The organism is Janthinobacterium sp. LPB2021202312-11-4, assembly GCF_037049705.1.
Taxonomy (GTDB): Bacteria; Pseudomonadota; Gammaproteobacteria; order Pseudomonadales; family Pseudomonadaceae; genus Aquipseudomonas.
On sequence record NZ_JBAGKV010000002.1, the window covers coordinates 226,238 to 250,538 of the forward strand.

The window sequence follows — 24,301 nt, forward strand, 5'->3', positions numbered from 1 at the left end:
CATCAAAGGATCAGAGGCTGATCAGCACTTCTCCCACGATCGGCCCGCCGCGACGTCCGTTTACTGCGGCGGACATCATCTGGGTGTTCTGCAGGAACTTGGCCCTGTCGGTCATCAGTTGGTTCAACAGCACGACTGCAAGACTGAAGGAGTCGGCGTTCTCCAGTGACTTGGCAGCGGCATATTTCTCTGCGGACGCGTCATCCGGGGAAATCGCAAGCTCGCCCAGGGCCAGGTTCAGCAACGGTGTGACATTCAACTGATAGTGATCCGGATTCCTGGTCTGCGCCGCCAGTGTATGGCTCAGACCTGTCGCGCCGGGCGCGCCCCTGAACAGTTCATGCACCAGGTCGATGGCGATAACCTCGTAGTTGAGTGCTTCCCGATAAAAATGATCATTCAGGTTGTCGCAGTACACCGTGATCACCGGCTGATCGGCTCCGGCGGCCGGGCCGGCATTTTTCCAGGCGCGGTATTCATCCGGCATGAGGGAAACGGTGGTGACGTCGTCTTTTATCCCGGCCAGCACGAAGTTCCTGCCGGACAAGCCATCAAAATCCGTTTTCACCAGTTTCAGGAAAATCAGTGCCTGGTCTCGCCCCCGGGGGGTACTGCCAAACAGCAATCCCATCACCAGATTGCAATCCAGTGTGCGCGCAGGGCTGCCCAATGCCGTCAGCGCATTAGCGACGTTGCGCCGGGCAATCGGCAGGCTTTTGCGCAGAATCAGATGGGTATAGTCGCTCGGTAACGGTTTGTGAAACCTGGGCAAGCTAAGGGACTGCGTGAAGCCAAAGTGTTTCAGTGTCGGGCCCCAAGGCCTGCCCAAGCGATTCATTGCGTACCAACGCTCCTTCCGGGCAATCGCACATACGTTCACCGCATCGCCGCCGTGCTCCAGCGGACGCCACACACCTTGGCCGATGTGTGGGTAATCGGCAGCCTTGATCAAATTGTATGAGTGCGCGTTACCGGCAATCCTGCGTAACTGAAAAGTAGCGGTTTCAACGGTTTGAAGTACGCCGTTACCTAACTTCAAGCCGCCCTTGTGAAGCAACTTCACGGCACCACGCCCAAGCGTTCCCACCCCATCCAGCGGATTGAACGTTGATACGCTGATCTTGATGGCAAACTTTGCCAGGCTGGCCATTTTGGATGTCAACGAAACGCTTCGGGCGGCGACACTCATGACTTTACTGGCGACGCCCACCGCTGCGCCGAACAGCGCAAGGGTGTCCATAATGCAGCCAAATGCGCCATCGGCGACGCGGTTCTTATCACCGGAAGTCAGGTCTTCGACGCAGCTTTTGAACGGCACGATCAGATTCAGCAAATAATCCGTTTGCGTCTTTCTAGTGAGGATCGCCTCCTCCATCCACGTTAACTCCGTGGCGATTTCCTTGAGTTCTTCGTAAGTCACCAGCGGCCGATTCTTCACGATAAACGTCGCGATCTTGTCAAATTGTGCGCTTGCGTAGTTGCTGTAGATGCTGTGCCCGCGCGGAACCCTTACCACCGAACCCGCAACTTCGCCAAGTTTTTCTATGACTGCCGTACTGTAGACCTTCATAGTGCGATGAGTGCCATGAGTGTAGCTGCCCATATCAACAGAAATATTCGTGGTCACAGGGATCGCCAATGTCTTCGCCGACATATCCCCGGAAAAGTCCACCCTGGATGCCGTGTGCATTTTTTGGGTTCTGCCAATCAACACGCCAAGTTCCTGATTCTTTTTACACTTGCCCTGCAGTATAAAAACCTCATAACAAGTGATCTGATCCTTACCGTGAAAAGCGCACATCACGACACCGTAACGCCCCGTAGCCGCATCTTTCTCCGCTTGGGTTTCTGCCAAGTAATTACGACCCGGAGTGCTACTGCCGATCAAACCGGAAGTGACTGCCGGAATGTGGTTTTTGGCCACCGAAGGCCGCAGGGTAAAAAAACCGATCTTGCTGTTTTGAAAAATAATCCGGTCGGCATCCATCATGGCCGACATCGCCAGCTTCAAGGTCGTGACATGCGCCTTGTTCATGTTTGCGTAATGATCCCTGAGTGTTCGCTCAAATTGATCATCGACCTGGCCCAGTCCGGATATCCCCGGCCAGGTTCTAAAAATACTCTCACCCTCAAGCTTGTCCCAATTGCCCCCCACCAGATACCCGGCGATGTGCGCATCGAGCATCGAGAGGGGTTGCCCTGCCGGGCGGAAAATCGAGTTGGGTTTTTCATCAGGATACGGGGAGCTGTTCAGCGTGTTGGCGGCTTCCTGATAGAGCCGGTCCCTTCGGGTAAACAGCGAGCGTTGCTCAAGGTCGGCGCTGGGCGCGACGGCTTTCAATGCCTTCAGTGCGATTTGCTTTCGGGAAGGCATGGCCATCGAGAATGTCTCGGCCGCCTGCGCAATCGACGTCGCATAGGCTTCGTATGCGTTGACCGCCATGACCGACGCGTCTTTTTCGGATTCGTTTAGCTGCTCATGGGTAATCAGTTTATTGATCAGGCCCCAATCGGTGATGGACGGAATCGCCGCCAACCCCTGAAGTTTTTCCAGCGACGGACCAACAGGTTCGATCCCGGCGAATGCCATGACCTGGTCATAAGTCATCAATCGCGAGGTACCCGACGCCTTCAGTTCGAGCGTAGCCACCGCATGGCAAAAGCTGACCCAACCCGCCGAGCCCACCAGCAGTTGATTGGGAATATCCCTGACGAGAAACTCCGGTGCAGCCTTCGCCAACAATAGATGCATCGCCAGCGGCGCGAGATTCATGGAGACGAGCTGGTTGCTCAGTAGATAACGCTCAAAATCATCAATAATCAGGAAATGCGGTAAATCGACATTCCCAGGCTGATAGAGGTCGTAGCCGCAGATGTGATTTCGCCGAGTGTCACGGCCGGCGCGCGTATCAAGATCAACAAGGATGGCCGTTACGAGTACCTGGGCAAGCTCGTCGGCACTCACGTTTTCATCCGGCCCCGCGCCATACCACTGCAACTCGCTGACGTACTTTCTCGCCAGGGCCTGGGACGCGGGGTGATTCAACAGTTCCTTGATCACCCGGCCCGCGCTCTGCCGGTCGTCCTGGCCAGGTAACGCGGTGTTGCTGTCCGCGTGCAACTTCTCAAGCAGCCGTCCATTTTTGGGCACCGTCCTGGCTGTGAGCGACCGGACACGCTGTATCTCCTCATCGGTCAAAACGGCTGCTGATTCATCGTCAGCCAGGAGTTGCGCCCAATAGCTGCCCAAAGGCTCCGCATCCGGCAGTTGCAGCGACAGGAATGCGATCAGATTTTTAACCTGCGCAATCGTCTCAGGCACATACAAATCGTGGAACCGCAGCCATTGAGACAGCACAACTTCATCGGTATCCCAGACGAACCCGCCCGTCACCTTCGCAAACTCGGTCAATAGTTGAATTCGCTCGATGGCGTTTGGATCAGTGTCCAGCCATTGCGAAATATCGTGTTTTTCCTGCTCCACGAAAACAATCACTTCGCCACTGGCGGTGACACAAAACTCATCCGTCTCCTTAGTTCTGTACCGTGAATGCACGACAATCATCGATTTAAATTCAAGCATTTCCCCCAACAGAACTTTGGCGGGTGTATGTGCCTGATGCAACGAAGAACCGGCGCGCAGTACAAGTGGTTTATTATCCAAATCCAACTGCTGAGTATCGACACCTCCATGTTTCGCCACGAGCACCTGCAAGTCAGCCAGCACTTCTTGTTTCTCAAGCGCATCTTCATTCATGCGCAAGTTATGTGTTTCGGCAGCAGCGACATGCGAGGAGTTCGGTTTGTTTCTGGTTAAGATTGTGGATCTTCCTACCAACTTATTAATGGTGCAATTGTTGAGAGCGGGATACTTACTCACAACAGGAAGACGCTCAAGCCAACTTCTATTAGATAACGTTTCAACAAAACCAGACAACTAACATCGCTACCGTTTAAGCACTGTGCAAAGGACAACGCGCAGCGCCCCGATCAAAACTTAAAACATATTACTTATTAATCCACCAAGCCCCATTCTCCCGAAGAGCGTGATTGATCCGGTAATGTTTCAACATGCAGTTTCAAACGCAGCCGCAGATTGTTGACCGAATCCGCATGTTTCAACGCCTCTTCCTCGCTGATTGCCCCTTCCAGCACCAATGCGTACAGCGCCCCGTCGAACGTCTGCATCCCCAACTCCACGGACTTCTCCATGATCCCCTTGAGCTCATCAAACTCATTGCGCCGGATCAGGTCGCTGATAGTCGGCGTGCCCAGCATCACCTCGACCACCGCCCGGCGCTGACCATCAATGGAACGCACCAGCCGCTGAGACACGAACGCCTTGAGGTTGTTGGCCAAGTCATGCAGCAGTTGCTCGCGGCGCTCTTGGGGGAAGAAATTGAGGATGCGGTCCAGGGCCTGGTTGGCGTTGTGGGCATGCAGGGTGGAGATCACCAGATGGCCGGTATCGGCAAACGCCAGTGCGTGTTCCATGGTCTCGCGGTCGCGAATCTCGCCGATCAGCACCACATCCGGCGCCTGGCGCAGGGTGTTTTTCAGGGCGGCATGAAAACTGCGGGTATCGACGCCAACCTCTCGCTGGTTGATGATCGACTTTTTGTGGCGGTGGATGTATTCCACCGGGTCTTCGATAGTGATGATGTGACCGCTGCTATGGCGGTTGCGGTAATCGATCAGCGCCGCCAGGGACGTGGACTTGCCCGAATCGGTCGCGCCGACGAACAGCATCAGGCCTTGCTTGAGCATCACGGTGTCGAGCAGCACCGCCGGCAGGTTGAGGTCTTCGAAGCGCGGGATGTCGAGCTTGATGTTGCGCGCTACGATCGACACGTCGTTGCGCTGTTTGAAGACGTTGATCCGAAAGCGTCCGACTCCGGCCAGGGAGATGGCCAGGTTCATTTCCAGGTCTCGATCGAACTCCAGCCGCTGTTCGGCGTCCATGATGGAGTTGGCGATGGCCGCCACTTCCCCCGGTTTAAACCGCTGATCGGACAGCGGTTTGAGCACGCCGTCGAAGCGGGCGCTCGGCGGTGCACCGGTAGCGAGGTAAAGATCGGAGCCATCCTGACTCGCCAGTTGCCGCAACAACACATCAATTTCCATGGCAAAAAGCACCCGCGAAGCATTCAATGAACAGATATGGCCCCAAGCAGTGACGTATCGGGCCATCCAGCGTCTACGCCTGGCAAGGATAGTAGACGCAGCCACACCGACTGACATGCAGGACATCTTGATGAACGCATCACCGACCGGCAGCGATGCCCAGGCCCTGATCGCTCGACTGGACTGGAGCCGTAGCCCTTTGGGCGCCGCCAGCACCTGGCCGCAGAGCCTGCGCACGGCGGTGGACATCGTGATTCATTCGCCCATGCCCATGCTCTTGCTCTGGGGCCCACAGCTCACGCAGATCTACAACGACGGCTTTGCCCTGCTGGCGGGCAACAAGCATCCGCAGGCTTTCGGACAGCCCACGCACCAGATCTGGCCAGAATTAAAAGACTTTACCGACCCGATCTACAGCGCCGTCCTACAAGGCCAGGTACGGACCTACACCGAACAGCGTTTTACCTTACAGCGAGACGGGCGGGATTCTGACTTCTGGCTGGATTTGACCTACAGCCCGATCCGCGATGAGAACACAGAGGTCGCCGGGATTCTGGTCACGGCCATCGAAACCAACGAACGCCGCCGCATCGCCCTCGAACTCGAACAGCGCTCGGCCGCCAGCCTCAAGGCCCAGCACGAAACCGAACAACGCCTGCAACTGGCGCTGGCCGCCACCGACGCGGTCGGCACCTGGGACTGGGACATTGGCGAAGACCGTTTCATCGCCGACGCCCATTTCGCGCAGCTGCACGGCGTCGACCCGGCCATGGCCAGCCAGTTGCCCATCAGCCAATACCTGCAAGGCGTACACCCCGAAGACCGGGGCATGGTGGCCCGCAGCATCAAGCATTGCATCACCCACGGCACCGAGTACGCCGAGGAATACCGTTTGCTGCAACCCGACGGCGAGCTGCGCTGGGTGTTTGCCCGGGGGCGCTGCTACAAGGATCACCATGGCCGGCCAATGCGCTTCCTCGGCGCCGCCCTGGACCTGACCGAACGCAAACACACCGAACAGGCGCTGCGACAAAGTCAGACCGAGCTGCAACTGATCATCAACGCGATGCCGATCCTGATCAGCTACGTGGACCGTGAAGAACGCTTTCGCCTGAACAATGCCGCTTACCTCGACTGGTATGGCCTGACACCCCAAGAGCTGTTCGGCAAAACCATCCATGAAGTGCTCGGCGACGAGGCCTATGCACTGCGTGCCGAATACATCGCCGATGCGCTGGCGGGCAAGCCCTGCTGTTTCAGCATCAACACCCCGCACCGCGACGGCAGCACCCGGCATGCGCTGATGAACTACCTGCCGCGCCACGGTCCGGACGGCTCGGTCAACGGTTTCTACATCTTCGTGATCGATGAAACCGAGCGTAAACAGACCGAAGAAGCCCTGCGCAACCTCAATGAAACCCTTGAAGAGCGCGTGATCGCCCGCACCCAGCAACTGGCCGAGGCCAATCAGCGCCTGCAAAACGAGATGTTCGAGCGCGAGCGCGCCGAAGATGCGTTGCGCCACGCGCAGAAGATGGAAGCGGTCGGCCAGCTCACCGGCGGCATCGCCCACGACTTCAACAACATGTTGACGGGGATCATCGGCAGTCTCGACCTGATGCAACGCTACATTGCCGATGGACGCACCACCGAAATCGGCCGGTTCACCGAAGCGGCGGTGTCCTCGGCCAACCGCGCAGCGGCCCTGACCCACCGTTTGCTGGCGTTCTCCAGGCGTCAGTCGCTGGACCGCAAACCGCTGAATGCCAATGAACTGATCCAGTCCCTGGAAGACTTGCTCAGCCGGACCAAGGGCGATCACATCGAACTCAAGTTGCAATTGGCCGACGAGGTGTGGCCGGTCAGCACCGACGTCAGCCAATTGGAAAACGCCCTGCTCAACCTGGTGATCAACGCCCGGGACGCGATGCCCGATGGCGGCCGGTTGCTGATCGAAACCGCCAACGTCTACCTCGACGGCAGCGACATCACCACCCTGGAATCGGTCAAGGCCGGGGACTACCTGATGATTGCCGTCAGCGACAACGGCGCCGGCATGACGCCGTCGGTGCTGGCCAAGGCGTTCGATCCGTTTTTCACCACCAAACCCATTGGCCAGGGCACGGGGCTGGGTTTGTCGATGATCTACGGTTTTGCCCAGCAGTCGGGCGGTCACGTCAGCCTCGACAGCGTTCCGGATCAGGGCACTTGCGTGCGCCTGTACTTGCCGCGCCTGCACCTCGGCGCGCCGCAAGACACGCTGCCCCAGGGCAACGGCGAAGCGCCGTCGGCAATTGCCGGCGAAACCGTAGTGCTGGTCGAGGACGATCCGGCGGTGCGCATGCTGGTGCTCGATTTGCTCAATGAGCTGGGCTATCACGCCCATGAAGCCGAAGACGCGAGGTCGGCCCTGCCCTTGCTCGAATCCGATCTACGCGTGGATTTGCTGGTGACCGATGTCGGGCTGCCGGGGATGAATGGACGGCAACTGGCGGAAATCGCCCGGCAGCACCGCCCGAACCTCAAAGTGCTGTTCATGACCGGTTACGCCGAGAAAGCCGCCGAACGCCAAGGCTTTCTTGAGGAAGGCATGGACATGGTGGCCAAACCGTTTTCCATCGACCTGCTGGCCAACAAGATTCGCACGATGATCGGCCAACCCGAGTGAGTTAAGGCATAATCCCGCGCCCCGCTGTCACCACCGTTGCAAGGTACCTGCCCCATGAAAGCTCAAGCCCGCCATATTCTGGTGAAAACCTCGGAAGAAGCCGAGCAGCTCAAACAACGCATCGCCAAGGGCGAAGCCTTCGATGTGCTGGCCAAAAAGTACTCCACCTGCCCGTCCGGCAAGCGCGGCGGCGATTTGGGTGAAGTACGGCCGGGGCAAATGGTTGGAGTAATTGATGCAGTGATCTTCAAGAAGCCCCTGCGGGTGGTGCATGGGCCGATCAAGAGCAAATTTGGCTATCACCTGGTGCAGGTGTTTTATCGGGATTGAACAACCCGTAGGAGCTGCCAAAGGCTGCGATCTTTTGATCTTGATCTTAAAAAATCAACAACAAGATCAAAAGATCGCAGCCTTCGGCAGCTCCTACGGGGGGATTGTGTTTCAGGTTTTAGGGATCAGGGCTCCAGGGACCTGGATGACTTGGCTTGCCAATCGATGGCCCGCCTCTGCCGCCTCTACCGGGCTCCCGCCCTTGAGCCGACTGGCCAGGTACGCCGCACTGAACGAATCCCCCGCTGCCGTGGTGTCCACCACCCGCTCGACCTTCTGCGCCGGCACTTCGAACGATTCTGCGTCACAGCGAATCAAGCACGCCTCGGCCCCGCGCTTGAGCACCACTTCCGGCGTGCCGATTTGCGCGTAGGCGTCAAACACCGCGTCGCACCCGGAAAAATGAAACAACGCCTGCTCGTCATCGACGGTCAGCAGCGCCAGGTCAACGTAGGGCAAGACGCTGCGATACGCCGCCCGGGCCTCTTCCACAGAGGCCCACAGACGTGGCCGGTAGTTGTTGTCGAAGACGATTCGCGCATCCCGCTGCCGGGCTTCGATCAACGTTTCGAGCAACTTTTCCCGACCTTGCTCGCCGAGCACGGCCAGGGTGATGCCGCTGAAATACAGCACGTCGTAATCCGGCAGCGCCGCCAGGATCGGCGCGGCGGCCGGGGTGGTGAAGCAACTGCGCACGGCGGCTTCGTTACGCCAATAGAGGAAACGGCGCTCGCCCGCCGCGTCGGTCTGGATGCAATACAAACCCGGCAAGCGCCCGGGCAAACGCTGGACCATGCCCAGGCCGATGTGCTCCGACGCCCAGCTCTGGCACATGGCATCGCTGAAACTGTCGTCGCCCAACGCGGTGACGTAATCCACCGTGCCGCCCTCGCCCAGTTCCCGGGACAGGTAGACCGCCGTGTTCAGGGTGTCGCCGCCGAAACTTTGTTGCAGGCTGCCATCGGCACGCTGCTGCAACTCGATCATGCATTCGCCGATCAGGGCGATGCGCGGGGTGTGGGGGCCCAGGGTGTTGATGGTGTTCATTATTGTGGGGTCTCTGGGGGTGCGATGTTGTTGGGGAGGATGCCTTCGCGGGCAAGCCTTGCGCCTACAAGAGCGACGCGGCCCCTGTAGGAGCAAGGCTTGCCCGCGAAGGCCACACCTCGGTCTAGAGGCTTAGAAACAGGTGTCCATGGTTTCAATCACCTGCAACCGCTCATCCACCAGACATCCCGTGCGCCATTTATCAAAGGTCAGGCACGGGTGCGAAGTGCCGAACGAAATAATGTCCCCCACCCGCAATTCAACCCCCGGTGCCACGGTCATGAACGCATGTTGGTCCATCACCGCCGTCACCTTGCAGGCACTCACATCGTCGCCCACCGCTGGCAGTACGCCGGCCTTGTAACGCAGCAACGGCACCGGCAAACCGGCGTCGTAGGCCACGTCGCGTTTACCCAGGGCGATCACCGCAAAACCCGGTTCCGGCAACGACTGCACGTGGGCCCAGACTTCCAGCGCCGGGCGCAGGCCTTCATGCAAATCACTGCGACGGTCGAGCACGCAGCATTGCGCCTCTTTATAGATGCCATGGTCGTGGGCCACATAACTGCCGGGGCGCAGCACACTGAGGAAACGTCCGCCGGCGTTCTGCGCTTCGAAGGATTCGGCGATCAAGTCGTACCAGGCCGAACCCGAGGCCGTGATGATCGGCTTGGCAATCGCGAACGCCCCGCTGTCCTGCAACTGCACTGCCAGGCTCACCAGCGACGCCGCAAAGGCCCGAATGCCACTGACGGCATGATCGCCGTGGATCACCCCTTCGTAGCCTTCGATGCCGGTCAGGGCCAATGCCGGTTGCGCGGCGATGGCCTTGGCCAGTTCGATCACTTCCAGCTCGGAACGGCAACCGCAACGCCCGCCGACCACGCCGTACTCGATCATCACGTTCAAGCGCACGCCGCGAGAGGCAAAGTATTCGCCCAGGTCCGTGACGTTGTCCGGGTGATCGACCATGCAATGGAAGTCGAAGGTCGGGTCCGCCAGCAAATCCGCGATCAGCGCCATGTTCGGCGTGCCGACCAGTTGGTTGGCCATCAACACTCGACGCACGCCATGGGCATAGGCCGCACGGGTCTGGGTGGCGCTGGCCAGGGTGATGCCCCAGGCACCGGCGTCCAGTTGGCGGCGAAACAGCGCCGGGGTCATGCTGGTTTTGCCGTGGGGCGCCAGTTCCGCGCCGCTGTTGCTGACAAACGCCTGCATCCAGCGGATGTTGTGTTCCAGCGCTTCACGGTGCAACACCAGCGCCGGCAGGCTGACGTCACGCACCAGATGCGCGCAGATGGGTGCAAAGCCTTTCTCGACGGCGGCAGTGGATTCGGCAGAAGACATGGTCGAACTCCTTACATTCGCGGCCGCAGGCAGCCGCTGTTATTCGTTGATACGCCGGGCCAGGTTGTTGGCGCTGTCGATCAGCACCCGGCGATAGTCGTTGTAATTGTTCTTGGCATCGGCCCGTGGGGCGACGATGCACAGGGTCGCAATGGCCACGCCGTTGGGGTCTTTGACCGGGGCGGCGAAGCAATGGGTAAACGTGTCGGCGACGCTATCGAACGAGAAAAAACCGTCGATACCGGCCTGGCGGATTTCCTGGAGAAACTGTTCCAGTGGCAAGCGTTCGCCGTTGGGCAGGATGAAGTCGTCGTGGTCGATCAGGGCGACGATTTCGTCATCGCTCAGGTGGGCCAACAGCAGTCGCCCGGATGCGGTCCAGGGAATCGGGGCGTTCTCTCCGATGTCCGAGGAAATGCGGAAATGCCGCTCGCCCTCCTTCATCAGCGCCACGGTGTATTTGCGCCCGTTGAGCAGGCACATCTGCGCGGTTTCCCGGGTCTGGCTGACGATTTCCTGCAAGGCGTGATCGGCCTCGCGGGTCAGGTCGAAATGGCGCAAATGCGCCTGCCCGAGGAAGTACAACTGACGGCCCAGGTAGACGTGACCGTCCTTGCCCACGGGCTCGAGGATGCGCCGCTCCAGCAGCGAGGCCACCAGTTCATAGACCGTGGATTTCGGGCTGCCGATGCCACTGGCGATTTCGTTCGGGCGCAGGGGCTGGCCGATTTCCTTGAGGAAATCGAGGATATCGAACGCCCGGTCCAGACCGCGAGCCCGGCGCTTGATGGTGTCTTCGGTCATGTCAGTGGTTCCCATACAATTTGCCCCGTAGGAGCTGCCGCAGGCTGCGATCTTTTGATCTTGCCCTTGGCGGCATCTCAAAAACGCCAAAAGATCGCAGCCTTCGGCAGCTCCTACAAGGGCCAACAGGGTTCAGGCCTTTTTCTTGTACGCGATGCAGTCAATCTCTACCTTGCAATCGACCATCATGTGCGCCTGCACGCAGGCCCGGGCCGGGGCGTGTTCGGGTTTGAAGTACTCGGAGAAAACCTTGTTGAAACTCGTGAAATCCCGTGGGTCCTCCAGCCACACGCCCGCACGCACCACATCCTCCAGGCCATAACCGGCCTCTTCGAGAATCGCGATCAGGTTCTTCATGGTCTGGTGGGTCTGCTCGACGATGCCGCCAGTAATGATCTCGCCGTCCAGCGCCGGCACTTGCCCGGAAACGTGCAGCCAGCCATCGGCTTCAACGGCGCGGGCGAAAGGACGAGGCTGACCGCCAGCGGCGGTGCTGCCGGTGCCGTAACGAGTAATGCTCATGAGTGTTTCTCCTGACTTGAAAATTAAAAACGCGTGTTCTTGAGAAATTCCGCAAGACGCGGTGATTTCGGGTGTTCGAACAATTCTTTCGGCGGCCCCTGCTCTTCGATCCGGCCCTGGTTCATGAACACGATTTTGTCCGAGACTTCGAAGGCAAAGCGCATTTCGTGGGTCACCAGCAACATGGTCATGCCTTCATCGGCCAGGCCCTTGATCACGTTCAGCACTTCGCCGACCAGTTCCGGGTCGAGGGCCGAGGTGACTTCGTCGAACAGCATCAGGCTCGGGTTCATCGCAATCGCCCGGGCAATCGCCACCCGCTGTTGCTGACCGCCGGACAATTGGCCGGGGTAGTGATCGCGACGCTCGTACAGGCCGACCCGCTCCAGCCATTTCTCGGCCAGGGCCACGGCTTCGTCCTTGTGCAGCTTCTTGACCTTGAGCAAACCGAGGGTGACGTTCTGCAACGCCGTGAGGTGCGGGAACAGGTTGAACTGCTGGAACGCCATGCCGGTCATGGCGCGATGGCGGGCGATGACTTTTTCCGCGTGGCGCACACGCTTGCCGTTGACCTCGTCATAGCCGATGGATTCGCCGTCGAGCAAGATCTGCCCGCCCTGGAATTCTTCGAGCATGTTCACGCAGCGCAGCAGCGTGGTTTTGCCCGAGCCGCTGGAACCGATCAGCGTGACCACGTTGCCGCGCTGCATGGTCAGGTCGACGCCCTTGAGCACTTCGAGCTTGCCGTATTGTTTGTGCAGGCCGCGAATATCCAGCAGGGCCTGGCCGTTGGGTGCAGTAGAAGTCTGAGTCATGGCAAAGCCACCCGCTTTTCAATGTGCCGGCCGAGTAATTCGATGGCGTAGTTGATGACGAAAAAGAGGAAACCGGCGAACAGGTAGAACTCCAGGGTCATGAAGGTCCGGGCGATGATTTGTTGCGTGCTGAGCAGCAACTCGGCCACGCCGATCACCGACAACAGGGTCGAGGCCTTGACGATTTCGGTGGACGAGTTGACCCAGGTCGGCAGGATCTGCCGCAACGCCTGGGGCAACAACACGTAGCCCAGGGATTGATAAAACGTCAGGCCAATCGCCTTGCTCGCTTCCATCTGCCCGCGTGGCAATGCCTGCAACGCACCGCGCACGATCTCGGCGACGTGGGAGCCGCAAAACAGCGTAAGCCCCAGGGCTCCGGCCTGAAACGCGCTGATCTGCCAACCCAGCGCCGGCGCCATATAGAAGCAGGCCAGCACCAGCACAAACACCGGCGTGCCACGGATCAGGTCAACGTAGAACCGGAACGGCGCGCGCATCCAGACGTTGCCATAGGTCAGCACCAGCCCGGCGACGATGCCGATCAAGGTACCGAGCAAAATCGCCAGGGCCGAGCACTGGACCGTGGTCAGAAAGCCTTGCCACAAGACTTCCCGCGCCACCCATAACTCATGCAACCAACTCGGGGATTCGTACATGGGAGGCTCCTATCGGCGGATCGCCAGACGCTCTTCGAGGTAACGCAGCATCATGGCAATGAGGTAACAAGCCGCAACATAGAGCGCTGTGGTGACCATCCAGGTTTCAATCACCCGGTAGCTCTCGACATTGATCTTGCGCGCGTAATAGGTCAGCTCCGGCACCGCGATGGCGGCCGCCAGTGAGGTGTCCTTGAACAGCGAAATGAAGTTGTTCGACAGCGCCGGCAGCACGTTGCGCAGCATCACCGGCACCGTGACGTAGGCCTTCACCTGCCACTCGCCGAGTCCAATCGCCAAACCGGCTTCGCGCTGCCCCTTGGGAATGCTCAACAGCCCGCCGCGGAACACTTCAGTCAGGTACGCCCCGGCATACAGCGACAGGGTGACGATGAACGAAGGGATCTTGTCCAGGCGAATGCCCAGGCTCGGCAGCGCAAAGTAGATCAACAGAATCAACACCAGAATCGGCGTGTTACGGATCACCGTCACGTACACCGATGCCAGCACCCGCAATGCGCGGTGCTTTGAAAGCAAAGCAAACGCCATCATCAGGCCAATCACGCACCCGATGGCGATCGACACCAGCGCCAGCTCCAGGCCCAGTCCGAGCCCCGCCAGCAAACTGGGAAAATCGCGCCACACGGCGGCAAAGTTCAACTGATAGTTCATGGTCAGCGGTACCTTGAACGGGGCGCTGTCACAGCCGCCCCGCTCATCATTCAAGAAAATGGAAACGTCGCGAGCGAAGAAAAGACAAGGCGAAAACAGGCGAGAAAGCGGAGTTGGCTTTAGCCAATGAGCATTTCGAGTCTGTTTTCAACGCAGTATTTTCGAGCGCAGCAGTTTTCATTTGAATTCGACGGGGAAGCCGATGGCCGGGGTAGGCAGATCAACACCGAACCATTGCTTGAAGGATGCCGCGTAGGTTGGGAACTCGACGCCGGTCATGGCTTCATGCAACACGGTGTTGACGAAGTTCAGCCAGTCCTGGTCGCCGCGTTTGACCGCACAGGCGTAGGTTTGCGGGCTCCAGGCATAGGTCGGGGTGCGATAGCGGCCAGGGTTTTGCACCATCAGGTATTTGACCGAGGACTGGTCAGTGGCAGCGGTGTCGGCACGCCCGGAGTTCACGGCCTGGTACATCAAATCGACGCTGTCGTATTGATCGACCTTGGCTTTAGGCAGCGCCTGATGCACCAGTTCTTCGGCGTACACGTTTTGCAGCACGGCCACGGTCACGCTGTCGCCAGCGGCTTTGAGGTCTTCGATTTCCTTGTACTTGCTGTTGGCCGGCAACAACAGGCCGACACCTTCGCGGTAATACGGCAGGGTGAACGCCACTTGCTGGGCACGGCTGGCGGTGACAGTGATGAACTGACAACTGATATCGACCTTGTCCGTCAGCAGGTTCGGAATCCGCGCATCGGACGACTGCACCACGTACTCAACCTTGCTCGGGTCGTTGAACAAACCCTTGGCGATCATGTGCCCGATATCAATATCAAAACCCTGCAACTTGCCATCCGCTCCCTGGAAATGCCACGGCGCGTTGGTACTGCCTGTACCCACGATCAATTTCCCACGGGCCAGCACGCTATCGAGCTTGCTGTCCGCCGCCTGGGCAACACCCACGGCAGCGGCCGAAGCCGCGAGAATCAAAACACACGCTTTGAACAAGGAAGGTCGGCGATGCATGGCAAGCACTCCAGATGATGTGTATTCCGCTATACCGGAAATAGGTATGTAACAACGGAATAGACAGCAGAAAGTGTGCCACAGGATGGGGAGGTGATGTTGGAGAGATTGAAAAGTGTTTTGAATCAGAGGGATGCGTGATGGCAGGGAAAAACGTTACCAAACGCACAGTCAAAGGAGCGCTACCGGAGGCCACAGTGCGCGGGTACTTGCACCACATTCGAAGCATGCCGATTCAAAATGTGGCACGACGTTTTTTGTAGGAGCTGCCGAAGGCTGCGATCTTTTCTGCTCAGATCGCTTGAATCTCAAGTTCAAGATCAAAAGATCGCAGCCTGCGGCAGCTCCTACAGTCGACTTGCGTCCTACCTGTAATTTCTGACAGTAGACCTCGCCCTTGGCGCTCCTTTAACGTCAGCAAGCCTTCGAAGCTCGTTGTGAAAAGGAGATTGCCATGACCTCGACGAACACCTGCGTAGCACTGGCGCCGACCTACCGCAAAGCCCTGAAAACCTGGCGCCCGGTGATCTTGTACTTCGGCAATCAGCATTGTCCGGCCTGTGAAGAGGCCGGGCCGATTTTTCGGGCGATTGCCGAGGCATATCGGCATCGGGCGGACATTTATATGTTGAACACCACAGAGTCGCCCCGGCATCCGGACGTTACCGGGACGCCGACGGTGTTGTTTTACAAGGACGGGAAGTTGCTGAAAAAGCTCAAGGGGATCGCCTCTCAGCAAACACTGGAAACGGACTTCGCGGAGCACATCGGCAAGGTAAAGCCTCGGTATGAGGCTCGAAAACCGAGGCATGATCTGGCGTGGTTGCGACGGACGTTGCGTGGTTTGTGTACGGTGACGCGGGCGAGGTCCTTGGTCGGGGCTTGAGATGTGTGTTGTCGGGTAGATTGCTATCGCGAGCAAGCCCGCTCCCACAGGGGTTTTGCGGTGTTCACGAAATTTGTGTTCAGCAACGCCCCTTTGTGGGAGCGGGCGTGCTCGCGAAGGGGCCCTGAAATCCACCACAAATCACTAGCCAATACGCTTAAGCAACACCCGCATGACCCGCCGCTCCTCAACCGCCATCACCGTCATTGTCCAGCCGTCCTGTTCATGACGGTCGCCAATGATCGGCAACCGATCCAGCACACTCATCACCAGCCCCGCCAGGGTCTGGTAATCCTCGGTGGGGTCGGCGCTGAAACCGGTCAACTGGCGCACCCGCGTCAGGTTCAACGCGCCGCTGACCATAAACCCGCCCTGCTCTTCAACCATATCCGGACCTTCGATTTCGCTGGCATCCGGTAGTTCGCCAGCAATCGATTCGAGAATGTCGGTCATGGTCAGCACGCCGACGAAGTCGCCGAATTCATTGACCACAAACGCAATGTGGGTCGAGGCTTTGCGCATCTGCTCCAGGGCATTGAGGATCGAGTAGCTGTCGAGCAAGTTGATGGTCGTGCGCGCCAGTTCTTCGAGGTCGGGTTCGTTGCCGGCCAAGTAATCCTTCAACAGCTCTTTTTTGTGCACGAAACCCAACGGCTCATCCACCGCGCCGTCACGGATCAACGGCAGCCGTGAGTAGGACGAATGCATCAGGCGTGTGCGAATCGTCTCGGCGTCGTCTGCCAAATCGATGTGATCGACGTCAGCCCTTACCGTCATCAGTGTACGAATCGGCCGTTCGGCCAGTTGCAGCACGCCACTGATCATCACCCGTTCACGGCGGTCGAACAGCACTTCACTGGGTGCTTCGCCGTTGTCCAGCAGGTCGGCAATCTCCTCACCCACCTCTTCCACCGCCAACCGACGACCACCGAGCAAACGCATCACCGCATGGGCCGTACGCTCGCGCATCGGTCGCAGGCCTTGCAGGGAGCGCTTGCGTCGGGCACGGGCGATCTGGTTGAACACTTCGATCAGGATCGAGAAACCGATGGCCGCGTACAGATAACCCTTGGGAATGTGGAAGCCCAGGCCCTCGGCGGTCAGGGCGAAACCGATCATCATCAAAAAGCCCAGGCACAGCATGATCACCGTCGGGTGTTCGTTGACGAAGCGGGTCAGCGGCTTGCTGGCGACGATCATCAGGCCGATGGAAATGATCACCGCGATCATCATCACCGCCAGCTCATCGACCATGCCCACGGCGGTAATCACCGCATCCAGGGAAAACACCGCGTCGAGCACCACGATCTGCGCCACGATCGGCCAGAACATCGCATAAACAGCATTGCTCGCGCGCTGACCGACGTGGCCTTCAAGGCGTTCGTGCAATTCCATGGTGGCCTTGAATAACAGGAACACACCGCCGAACAGCATGATCAGGTCGCGTCCCGAGAAGCTCTTGTCGAACACCTCGAACAGCGGCTGGGTCAGGGTCACCAGCCAGGAAATACTCGCCAGCAAGCCCAGACGCATGATCAACGCCAGGGACAAACCGATGATCCGGGCGCGGTCACGCTGATGGGGCGGCAATTTGTCCGCGAGGATCGCGATAAACACCAGGTTGTCGATGCCCAGCACCAGCTCCAGCACGATCAACGTCAACAAGCCCAGCCACGCGGTGGGGTCAGCTATCCATTCCATAAAAATGTCTCGATCTCTTCAGCGAATTCAGAATGCCGGGCACGGCAAAGTGCGGCGCGAGGGCCGTGGGGCTGCGATAAAAGGGAGAGACTGAAATCGGAAAACCGGGTGTATGGCGTGCGTCAGGGTTGCACGAATGCGCGAAATGAAGGGCTGACTGGGAGGCTCCGAGAGGGTGTTCATGCAGGTCCTGAATGGAAAAAAGGACTTGGAGCGTACAGGCGGACTCGACATTTCCCACAGCGGGAAATCGTTACAAAATCTGTAAAGATCAAAAGATCGCAGCCTTCGGCAGCTCCTACAGGGGATCGCGTTTTTCTGTAGGAGCTGCCGAAGGCTGCGATCTTTCGCTTTTAACGAGCCACCTTCACTTGCTCGATATACCGCGCAACCGCCGCCGACTTCTCAAACCGCCGATAAATCATCGACAACCACGAACTCGCCTCGCAGCCCTCGATCACCCGGTACACCACCCCCGGCAGCCCGACATGCCCGACCACCGATTCGGGTACCACCGCCACGCCCTGCCCCAGCGACACCAAGGCAATCACCGCCACTAGCCCGCCCGGCTGAGCGCCCAAGGTCGGCGAGAACCCACCCTGGGCCGCCACCTGCAAGGTGCCACTGATTTGCTCCGGCAGGATGAAGGTTTCGTTTTGCAAATGCGCCGGGCTGATCTGCGGCAACCGGCTCAGCCAGGACTCAGCGGACACCGCCAGTACAAAACCTTCCCCATCGAGGCGAATCGCTTCCAGACCTTCGGGCAGGGTCATCGGTGATCGGATGTAGCCGATGTCGAAACGACCGTCGAGCACCATCGCCGGCAAACCGGCCATGGGGCTTTCCCGCACATTCAGGCTCACCTCCGGGCACGCGTGGCTGAAGCCCTGGACCTGCTTTTGCAACAGCCCCGAATACACCGCCGACGCCACGTAACCCAATTCGATATGACCGATATCACCGCGCCCGGCCCGCTGGGCGTTGCGCTGGGCGAATTCGAATTGGCGCACCGTGGCTTCGGCCTCGATCACCAGCGCGGCGCCGGCTTCGGTCAGGCTGACTTCACGTTGCTGGCGCAGGAACAACCGGGTACCCAGTTCGGCTTCCATGTCCTGGATCTGCCGGCTCAAGGTTGGTGGCGCAATGCCCAGTTGTTCAGCGGCACGGGTGAAATTGCGCTGCCGGGCAACGGCCAGAAAGTAGCGGAAATGGCGTATATCCATCGTGTGTTAGCTCAAAGGTAATGAAGTGACGATGGGCGCCTAACAGTAGCAACGGCAACCACGGATAAGCTGGGACGATTCACAGTAAAGAGGCCCGATCATGTCCGTCAAACCCAACGTTAGCAAACGCCTTACGCTACTCACCGCCTCCGGGGTCTGTTCGCTGATTGTCCTCGACACCAACATCGTCGCCGTCACCCTGCCAACCATCGCCCGGGACTTGGGGGCCAATTTTGCCGATATCGAATGGGTGGTCAGCGCCTACATGCTGGCCTTCGCCGCGCTGTTGCTGCCGGCGGGCAGCATCGCCGACCGCTTTGGCCGACAGAAAACCCTGCTCTGGGGCCTGGGGATTTTCATCCTCGCCTCCCTCGGTTGCGGGGCGGCGCCGAACGCGTTGTTTCTCGACATCGCGCGGGCGATTAAAGGCGTCGGCGCGGCGTTGCTGCTGACCTCGGCGCTGGCGTCCATCGGCCACACTTTTCACGACGAAGCGGAACGGGCCAAGGCCTGGGCGTTCTGGGGCGGGTGCATGGGGGGGGCGATGACGGCTGCACCCACCCTGGGCGGATTGATCACCGAGTACATCGGCTGGCGCTGGATTTTTTACCTCAACCTGCCGGTGGGGGCGCTGTTGATGGCGATGGTCTGGCGCAACGTGCCGGAATCCCGCGACACCCAGTCCGCCCGGCTCGATCCCTGGGGCAGCCTGGCATTCAGCGCCAGTTTGCTGTGCCTGATCTGGGGCCTGATTGAAGCCAACCGCATCGGCTGGAGCAACCCGTTGACCTACGCCCGACTGGTCGGCGGCGCTGTGCTGCTGGGACTGTTCGTCGTGATCGAACGGATGCAGCAACGGCCGATGGTCGACCTGCAACTGTTCAGGCATCCGCGCTTTATCGGCGCGCTGCTGGGGATGTTCGCCTACGCCGGTTGCGCTCAGGTGATGATGACGTTGCTGCCGTTCTATCTGCAAAACGGCCTGGGCTTTTCGGCCATCGCCTCCGGGCTGGGGATGTTGCCGTTTGCCCTGACGATGCTGATCTGCCCGCGCATTGGTGCGCGGCTGGCGAATCGTTTTGCACCGGCAACCTTGATGGCGGCCGGGCTGACCCTGGTGGGCAGCGGCAATCTGCTCAGCGCCTGGGCGGTCAATTGCGGCGGCTACCTGCCCTTCGCCTTGGCGATTGCCGTGACCGGTGCAGGGGCCGGACTGCTGAATGGCGACACCCAGAAAAACATCATGGCCTGCGTGCCCAGAGACCGCGCCGGCATGGCCTCGGGCATGAGCACCACCATGCGCTTCAGCGCGATCATGCTGGCCATTGGCGTGTACGGCGCGTTGCTGGCCAGTCATACCGAGGTGTTGTTGCGTAACAGCCTGTCGGGGCAATGGCTGGATCAGACCCGGGGCATCGCCTCGCGGGTGGTGGCCGGGGACATGACGGTGGCATTGAGTTTGCTGCCGGAAACGGCGCGCAGCGTGGTCGAACCGTTGGCGCGGCAGGCGTTCGTCGGTGGCTTCAGTTTGTTGCTGCTGGTCGCGGGGTTATTGGCGCTGCTGGGGGCCTTAGTGGTGGGCACGTTAATGCGTAATCCGATCCCAAGCCCGACAAATCAGTTATCGGGAACCGTTACCCAGTAGCCAGTCGTCCAAAAAAAGATAACGGATTGCACACAAGCACCGTAGGAGCTGCCGAAGGCTGCGATCTCTTGACCTTGCCTTTAAAAATCAAAATCAAAAGATCGCAGCCTTCGGCAGCTCCTACGGGAGTGAGGTCGGCTTGAAAAACGCGGCAGATTCGGGGACATCGCTATCGCGAGCAGGCTCGCGCCCACTAAGGATCTGCGGCGATCAGCGCGACTGCTTGAACGACGCCAGCACCCGCTCGGCATTCGCATCACAGCCCATGCCTTCGGGCTTTGCCTGGATGTCGTCGATCACCGCCAGCAATTTCGCCTTGCTTTGCGCCAGGTGCCGTTGCATTTCCTCGATCTGTTCGACTTTACGGGTCAGGCCCGCCAGCAATTCATCGTGCTTGAACTCACCCGTCGCCGCGTCCGGCATCAATTGTTTCAACTCTTCCAGGCTGAACCCGGCCTGTTGGGCGCACTGGATCAGGTACAGCGTCTGCAACACCTGCTCGGGGTAATGCCGGTAGCCATTGGCCCGGCGTTCGACTTTCTGGATCAGCCCCTGAGCCTCGTAAAACCGAATACGCGACGGGTTGAACCCACTTAACTCCGCCAACTCACCAATCTTCATCTACGCCTCATTTGCCTGCTTGACATTAAAGTTAACTTTAAGCTTAGCCTCCGCTCTTCACTGATGAGGAGTCAAGCATGTCGCCCTTCCAAGCGTTGAATTTGCCCAACGGCCAGACCATCGGCAATCGCATCGCCAAAGCCGCGATGGAGGAAAACCTCGCCGACCGGCAGCAAGCCCCGTCGGATGCCCTGCTGCGTTTGTACCAGGCCTGGGCCGAGGGCGAAGCCGGGTTGTTACTGACGGGCAATGTGATGATCGACCGCCGCGCCATGACCGGCCCCGGCGGCGTAGTGCTGGAAGACGAGCGACACCTCGAACGTTTCCGCCAGTGGGCAACCATCGGCAGGGCTGGCGGCGCGCAGTTCTGGATGCAGCTTAACCATCCGGGCCGGCAGACCATGGCCAATCTCGGCCAGCAAGCCTGGGCGCCGTCGGCGGTGGCGCTGGACCTGGGCGGGTTCTCGAAAATGTTCGCCGAGCCTAAACCGATGTCTGAAAGCGATATCCAGGAAGTGATCCAGCGCTTCGCCACCAGCGCGGCCCTCGCGGAAAAGGCCGGGTTTACCGGCGTGCAGATTCACGCGGCCCACGGTTACCTGCTCAGCCAGTTTTTGTCGCCGCTGACCAATCGCCGCACCGATCAATGGGGTGGCCCACTGGAAAATCGAGCGCGCTTGCTGCTGGCGGTGGTCAGTGCGGTGCGCAAACAGGTGTCGCCGCAATTCTGTGTCGCGGTAAAGCTCAACTCGGCGGACTTCCAGCGCGGCGGCTTCGATGCCGACGACGCCAGACAAGTGATCCAGTGGCTCAACGAGCAGCCGATCGATTTGCTGGAATTGTCCGGTGGCAGCTACGAAGCGCCGGCCATGCAAGGCGAAGCCCGGGACGGCCGCACCCTCGCCCGTGAGGCGTACTTTCTGGAAATGGCCGGTGAACTGGCCCACGTGGCGCACATGCCGGTGATGGTGACCGGCGGCATTCGCCGTTTGGCCATCGTCGAACAGGTGCTCGACAGCGGCATCGCCATGGCCGGGATCGGCACCGCCATGGCGATTGAACCGCAGTTGGTCAAGCAATGGCGCGAAGGCAAAAACAGCCATCCGCAACTGCCGCCGATCCGCTGGAAGCGCAAACCCCTGGCGGCGCTGGCAACCATGGCGGTGGTGAAATTCCAGTTGCATCGCTTGAGTCGCGGGCTCAATCCCCAGCCGCAGGTTTCGGCGTTATGGGCGTTGATTCGCGATCAGTTGTACCTCTCCCGCCGCACCCGGCAATACAGACAGGCCATGGGCAAGTAATCACAAATCGATGGGGGCCCCTGAGTACAACTCATCGATCACTGGGGCACCCCATGGCGAAAATCACCCTTGAACAGGCCAAGAGCTTCAGCTGTCCATGCTCAAAGCAGTGATGCGCGGACGTGGAAATGGGTTGATGCTGAAAAGATCGCAGCCTTCGGCAGCTCCTACGGGGTTTTGCGTACACCTGTAGGAGCTGCCGAAGGCTGCGATCTTTTATCGACCGGAAAACCGCAGCCGTGAAAGCTGCCGCAGATCCCCTTCCACATAATAATCATTGGTCCAGCTGTCATCCGCCGCCAACGGCTGAACCTGTTTGAGCGCCAGTTTCTTCGCGAAATAGCGAAACCGGTAATGCTCATAAAACCGCAGCAACTCCAACCCATAACGATCCGCCAGATCAGTGTCACCGCGAATAATCAGGTAATTCTCATCATTGCCATTACTCGCCGACACGCTGAGGTTGTGGCTGCCGCTGATGATGGTCGGCGCGTCCGTGGTGAAGTCGGTGACGATAGCTTTGGTGTGCACCAGCAGGTTGCCCTTCTGGCCTTTCATGTTTTCCTTGAGCCAGCCTTCCAGCCCGGTGTTGAGCAACGCGGTGGCGGCGAATTCGGCGGTGCGGTCGGCGTGGAAACCGGTGATGCTGCTGGCGGTGTTTTGCAGGCCGTAGCGCAAGATGTCGTCGTGGGGTTCGCCGAGCAAAGCGTTGAGGATCTCATCGGGCAACGCGAACGCGGTGACGAACAGCACGTCCTTTTTTGCTCCGTTGATGATTTCGACAAATGCCTTCAAATCACCTTGGCCAGAACGCGGCGAAAACCCGGCGAACAGCTGCTGCGTCGGGTTCATGGGGTTGTTTTGGGTCAGCCAGGTTCGTGTCGCGCCGACATCCGCCGGGTTCGCCCACACCTCTTCAAAAGTTTGCAGGTAACTGGCGCCGACCCGCGCATCGTCCAGCACATGCACCACGTTGGCCTGGCGGTAAACACCGTTGGGCGTGAAGTTGGTACTGCCGCAGAGCACCGCTTGCGGCTGATGCAAGCCCGCCCCATCAAGTTTGCTCAGGACAATGAACTTGTCGTGGAAGATGCTGTGGGTGACACGCCCGCGTTTGTTCGCCGCCGGGATTTTCTCGAGGCTGGCTTCGTTCATCGTGGTGTCGGGATCATCCGGCTGCGCGTGGTACAGCACCCGCACCTTGACCCCACGGGCGAACGCGGCGTTTACCTCATCAATGATCGACTGCAACTGGTACTCGTAGATCGCAATATCCAGCGCCCATTGATCATCCACCGCGCGCTGGATAAACCCCAGCAGCCGTCCGAGCAAACCGTTTTCCAGCCACTGTTGCGCCGCGATGGGCCAGGCTTCGATAGGCAGGTTCTTGTTGGCGCTGATTTGCGCATCAAGGTCGGGAAACTTGCGCTGGAACGCCTGGCTCGCCGCCACTGCGCGGTTGAAGATCACGCTCTGATTCTTTGGTAAACCATCGTCGGAGGTGATCGTCAGCTCCAGGAATTCGCCCAGTTGCGGCGCGTCGGGCGTGCCGTAGGCCAGGTGGACGCGGTACTGCATCGTCGTCCCCGGGTTGACCGCGTAATCGGCCCAACGGAATTTCTGCAACGGTGCGATATCGCTGGGGGTGGCGTGGTATTGGGGGAAGGTGTGGACCTTGCCGGGGAAGGTCAGGCTGTTGAACAGGAACAGCCAGGGCTTGGTGCCTGACTGTTTCTCGATGGCAAACCCCAGCAAGCCTTTGCGCCGGGGTTCGGCCAGGTCCATGGCCAGTAATACGCCGTTGGTACCGGCGTAGGCTTTGATGCGGAAATCATCCTGATGGTTGGCGACTAGAACGCGCATGGTTCACTCCTGTGAAGATCAAAAGATCGCCGCCTTCGGCAGCT

The 24,301-nt window shown here is 59.3% G+C and carries 19 protein-coding genes; 5 read left to right on the forward strand and 14 right to left on the reverse strand.

Translation table 11 applies throughout. The features are described from left to right. Positions 1-10: 10 nt before the first annotated feature. Together V5E99_RS03075 and V5E99_RS03080 are read right to left on the reverse strand one after the other, a co-directional pair. Positions 11-3,757, reverse strand: a complete 3,747-nt coding sequence (locus V5E99_RS03075) for a hypothetical protein (RefSeq protein ID WP_499800843.1) — start codon at positions 3,755-3,757, stop codon at positions 11-13. A 257-nt stretch (positions 3,758-4,014) separates the two neighbouring features. Next, on the reverse strand, positions 4,015-5,124 hold the full coding sequence (locus V5E99_RS03080) for a PilT/PilU family type 4a pilus ATPase (protein WP_499800844.1): 1,110 nt from the start codon (positions 5,122-5,124) through the stop codon (positions 4,015-4,017). A gap of 130 nt (positions 5,125-5,254) precedes the next feature. Between V5E99_RS03080 and V5E99_RS03085 the strand changes: the two genes are divergently transcribed. Then, entirely contained in the window at positions 5,255-7,792 is a 2,538-nt protein-coding gene (locus V5E99_RS03085; protein WP_499800846.1) for a PAS domain-containing hybrid sensor histidine kinase/response regulator, read from the forward strand. A gap of 54 nt (positions 7,793-7,846) precedes the next feature. Beyond that, positions 7,847-8,122 carry a peptidylprolyl isomerase gene (locus tag V5E99_RS03090; protein ID WP_007898282.1) on the forward strand — a complete coding sequence of 92 codons (276 nt, stop codon included), beginning with the start codon at positions 7,847-7,849 and terminating at the stop codon, positions 8,120-8,122. A gap of 111 nt (positions 8,123-8,233) precedes the next feature. Here V5E99_RS03090 and V5E99_RS03095 read toward each other — a convergent pair whose 3' ends face one another. From V5E99_RS03095 to V5E99_RS03130, 8 genes are all read right to left on the reverse strand, one after another. Next, the gene (locus V5E99_RS03095) at positions 8,234-9,169 is read right to left on the reverse strand and encodes a sugar kinase (RefSeq protein WP_499800848.1); all 936 of its coding nucleotides are present in this window, start codon (positions 9,167-9,169) and stop codon (positions 8,234-8,236) included. 132 nt (positions 9,170-9,301) lie between these two features. Beyond that, the gene (locus tag V5E99_RS03100; protein WP_499800850.1) at positions 9,302-10,519 is read right to left on the reverse strand and encodes an amino acid deaminase; all 1,218 of its coding nucleotides are present in this window, start codon (positions 10,517-10,519) and stop codon (positions 9,302-9,304) included. Between the two features lie 39 nt (positions 10,520-10,558). Further along, on the reverse strand, positions 10,559-11,338 hold the full coding sequence (locus V5E99_RS03105; protein ID WP_499800852.1) for an IclR family transcriptional regulator: 780 nt from the start codon (positions 11,336-11,338) through the stop codon (positions 10,559-10,561). A gap of 117 nt (positions 11,339-11,455) precedes the next feature. Next, positions 11,456-11,839: a RidA family protein gene (locus V5E99_RS03110; protein ID WP_499801095.1), complete on the reverse strand. Its 384-nt coding sequence runs from the start codon at positions 11,837-11,839 to the stop codon at positions 11,456-11,458. A gap of 29 nt (positions 11,840-11,868) precedes the next feature. After that, a complete protein-coding gene (locus V5E99_RS03115; RefSeq protein WP_054615006.1) occupies positions 11,869-12,660 on the reverse strand; it encodes an amino acid ABC transporter ATP-binding protein in 792 nt (263 codons plus the stop codon). After that, a complete protein-coding gene (locus V5E99_RS03120; RefSeq protein ID WP_499800853.1) occupies positions 12,657-13,319 on the reverse strand; it encodes an amino acid ABC transporter permease in 663 nt (220 codons plus the stop codon). Before V5E99_RS03120 ends, V5E99_RS03115 begins: the two co-directional genes overlap by 4 nt. A 9-nt stretch (positions 13,320-13,328) precedes the next feature. Further along, a complete protein-coding gene (locus V5E99_RS03125) occupies positions 13,329-13,991 on the reverse strand; it encodes an amino acid ABC transporter permease (RefSeq protein WP_499800854.1) in 663 nt (220 codons plus the stop codon). A gap of 177 nt (positions 13,992-14,168) precedes the next feature. Continuing rightward, positions 14,169-15,017 carry a transporter substrate-binding protein gene (locus tag V5E99_RS03130; protein WP_499800855.1) on the reverse strand — a complete coding sequence of 283 codons (849 nt, stop codon included), beginning with the start codon at positions 15,015-15,017 and terminating at the stop codon, positions 14,169-14,171. Positions 15,018-15,471: 454 nt separating this feature from the next. Between V5E99_RS03130 and V5E99_RS03135 the strand changes: the two genes are divergently transcribed. Then, positions 15,472-15,903 (forward strand): thioredoxin family protein, encoded by a 432-nt coding sequence (locus V5E99_RS03135; protein ID WP_499800856.1) that lies wholly within the window; start codon positions 15,472-15,474, stop codon positions 15,901-15,903. 144 nt (positions 15,904-16,047) lie between these two features. Here the strand turns inward: V5E99_RS03135 and V5E99_RS03140 are convergent, their stop codons facing one another. Together V5E99_RS03140 and V5E99_RS03145 are read right to left on the reverse strand one after the other, a co-directional pair. Beyond that, a complete protein-coding gene (locus V5E99_RS03140) occupies positions 16,048-17,604 on the reverse strand; it encodes a TerC family protein (protein ID WP_499800857.1) in 1,557 nt (518 codons plus the stop codon). Between the two features lie 353 nt (positions 17,605-17,957). Further along, complete coding sequence (locus V5E99_RS03145) at positions 17,958-18,827, reverse strand: LysR family transcriptional regulator (RefSeq protein WP_499800859.1); 870 nt, start codon at positions 18,825-18,827, stop codon at positions 17,958-17,960. A gap of 100 nt (positions 18,828-18,927) precedes the next feature. On the opposite strand from V5E99_RS03145, the gene V5E99_RS03150 reads away from it, so the two are divergent. Then, on the forward strand, positions 18,928-20,472 hold the full coding sequence (locus V5E99_RS03150) for an MFS transporter (RefSeq protein WP_499800860.1): 1,545 nt from the start codon (positions 18,928-18,930) through the stop codon (positions 20,470-20,472). A gap of 210 nt (positions 20,473-20,682) precedes the next feature. On the opposite strand, the gene V5E99_RS03155 is transcribed toward V5E99_RS03150, so the two are convergent. Beyond that, positions 20,683-21,093, reverse strand: a complete 411-nt coding sequence (locus V5E99_RS03155; protein ID WP_499800861.1) for a MerR family transcriptional regulator — start codon at positions 21,091-21,093, stop codon at positions 20,683-20,685. Positions 21,094-21,170: 77 nt separating this feature from the next. Between V5E99_RS03155 and V5E99_RS03160 the strand changes: the two genes are divergently transcribed. Next, positions 21,171-22,394, forward strand: coding sequence for an NADH:flavin oxidoreductase/NADH oxidase family protein (locus V5E99_RS03160; protein WP_499800863.1), 1,224 nt, complete (start codon positions 21,171-21,173; stop codon positions 22,392-22,394). A 216-nt stretch (positions 22,395-22,610) separates the two neighbouring features. On the opposite strand, the gene V5E99_RS03165 is transcribed toward V5E99_RS03160, so the two are convergent. Continuing rightward, complete coding sequence (locus tag V5E99_RS03165; protein WP_499800865.1) at positions 22,611-24,257, reverse strand: phospholipase D-like domain-containing protein; 1,647 nt, start codon at positions 24,255-24,257, stop codon at positions 22,611-22,613. Positions 24,258-24,301 lie beyond the last annotated feature (44 nt).

Bases quoted from the DNA above. Each gene is read 5' to 3' on its own strand.
- V5E99_RS03100 (WP_499800850.1), bottom strand. From the start codon at position 10,519: ATGTCTTCTGCCGAATCCACTGCCGCCGTCGAGAAAGGCTTTGCACCC.
- V5E99_RS03150 (WP_499800860.1), top strand. From the start codon at position 18,928: ATGTCCGTCAAACCCAACGTTAGCAAACGCCTTACGCTACTCACCGCC.
- V5E99_RS03120 (WP_499800853.1), bottom strand. From the start codon at position 13,319: ATGTACGAATCCCCGAGTTGGTTGCATGAGTTATGGGTGGCGCGGGAA.
- V5E99_RS03165 (WP_499800865.1), bottom strand. From the start codon at position 24,257: ATGCGCGTTCTAGTCGCCAACCATCAGGATGATTTCCGCATCAAAGCC.
- V5E99_RS03075 (WP_499800843.1), bottom strand. From the start codon at position 3,757: ATGAATGAAGATGCGCTTGAGAAACAAGAAGTGCTGGCTGACTTGCAG.
- V5E99_RS03090 (WP_007898282.1), top strand. From the start codon at position 7,847: ATGAAAGCTCAAGCCCGCCATATTCTGGTGAAAACCTCGGAAGAAGCC.
- V5E99_RS03125 (WP_499800854.1), bottom strand. From the start codon at position 13,991: ATGAACTATCAGTTGAACTTTGCCGCCGTGTGGCGCGATTTTCCCAGT.
- V5E99_RS03105 (WP_499800852.1), bottom strand. From the start codon at position 11,338: ATGGGAACCACTGACATGACCGAAGACACCATCAAGCGCCGGGCTCGC.
- V5E99_RS03140 (WP_499800857.1), bottom strand. From the start codon at position 17,604: ATGGAATGGATAGCTGACCCCACCGCGTGGCTGGGCTTGTTGACGTTG.
- V5E99_RS03095 (WP_499800848.1), bottom strand. From the start codon at position 9,169: ATGAACACCATCAACACCCTGGGCCCCCACACCCCGCGCATCGCCCTG.
- V5E99_RS03085 (WP_499800846.1), top strand. From the start codon at position 5,255: ATGAACGCATCACCGACCGGCAGCGATGCCCAGGCCCTGATCGCTCGA.
- V5E99_RS03080 (WP_499800844.1), bottom strand. From the start codon at position 5,124: ATGGAAATTGATGTGTTGTTGCGGCAACTGGCGAGTCAGGATGGCTCC.
- V5E99_RS03115 (WP_054615006.1), bottom strand. From the start codon at position 12,660: ATGACTCAGACTTCTACTGCACCCAACGGCCAGGCCCTGCTGGATATT.
- V5E99_RS03160 (WP_499800863.1), top strand. From the start codon at position 21,171: ATGTCGCCCTTCCAAGCGTTGAATTTGCCCAACGGCCAGACCATCGGC.
- V5E99_RS03135 (WP_499800856.1), top strand. From the start codon at position 15,472: ATGACCTCGACGAACACCTGCGTAGCACTGGCGCCGACCTACCGCAAA.
- V5E99_RS03145 (WP_499800859.1), bottom strand. From the start codon at position 18,827: ATGGATATACGCCATTTCCGCTACTTTCTGGCCGTTGCCCGGCAGCGC.
- V5E99_RS03155 (WP_499800861.1), bottom strand. From the start codon at position 21,093: ATGAAGATTGGTGAGTTGGCGGAGTTAAGTGGGTTCAACCCGTCGCGT.
- V5E99_RS03130 (WP_499800855.1), bottom strand. From the start codon at position 15,017: ATGCATCGCCGACCTTCCTTGTTCAAAGCGTGTGTTTTGATTCTCGCG.